Source organism: Ruegeria sp. BA2, from assembly GCF_056539605.1.
The window spans coordinates 1-777 of the sequence record NZ_JBQFVE010000044.1 but is presented as its reverse complement, the minus strand read 5'-3'; the positions used below and the strand labels follow the sequence as shown (position 1 = coordinate 777).

The window sequence follows — 777 nt, the reverse complement described above, 5'->3', positions numbered from 1 at the left end:
CGCATTTTCTGCCGCTTCCAACGCACCTTCCAGATAGCCCCCGAATTGAGGGGCCACTTCAGTGCCCGCAAACAACAGACGATCATCCCAGACATCCGTCAGCGCCTGCGGCAATCCATATGTGGGATGAGCGTATAACGGCTGTTTGTCCTCTTCGATAGAGGTGAAAGGATCAACGGCCCAATCCTTGATCAGCAGCGTTTCAGGTTTTGCTGCGTCGGGTCCGAACAACCGGATAAATTGGTCCTGCACGGTTTGGCGCAAGCGAGATTGATCTTGACGGGCCTGCGGAGGCACACCGATAAATCCAAACAGTGCATATGGTCCGCCTTCGGCAGGTGAGGCATCATGGATTTCGACCATCGGACCGCGACGGCTCATTGCGTCCCCGGACAAACCAGCCTCGCGCCAGAATGGCTGGTCAAAGACAGCGATAGCTTTGGCTTGTCCGGCCATCCATGTCGTGATGCCCGTCATGGCATTCTGGGCCTCGACTGGCAGGGTGGGCGAAAAAGCTATCTGGCTGGCAACGCGCGGTGGCAACGCAAGTACCACCTGTCGCGCCTGAATATCGCGCCCTGAATGCGTGGTTGCAACAACCCCGTCCGGGGTCTGAGCAAGGGATGAGATTGGTGTAGAATACAGTTTGCGGTTCTCTGGCAGCAGCGCCGCCAGGGCATCAGTCATTTTGCCAAGCCCGCCCTTCAGCCGATACGACCCCTGCATCGAAGCAAAACCCCGACCGCGTTCGACACGGCCCTGTTCATCCTCAAAGCT

1 protein-coding gene is annotated in these 777 nt (G+C 57.7%); it reads right to left on the bottom strand.

Going from position 1 to position 777, the window contains the following annotated elements; all coding sequences use genetic code 11:
• A partial coding sequence (locus tag ACR0NN_RS25285; RefSeq protein ID WP_480685872.1) for a flavin monoamine oxidase family protein occupies positions 1-777 on the bottom strand: 777 nt, incomplete at both ends.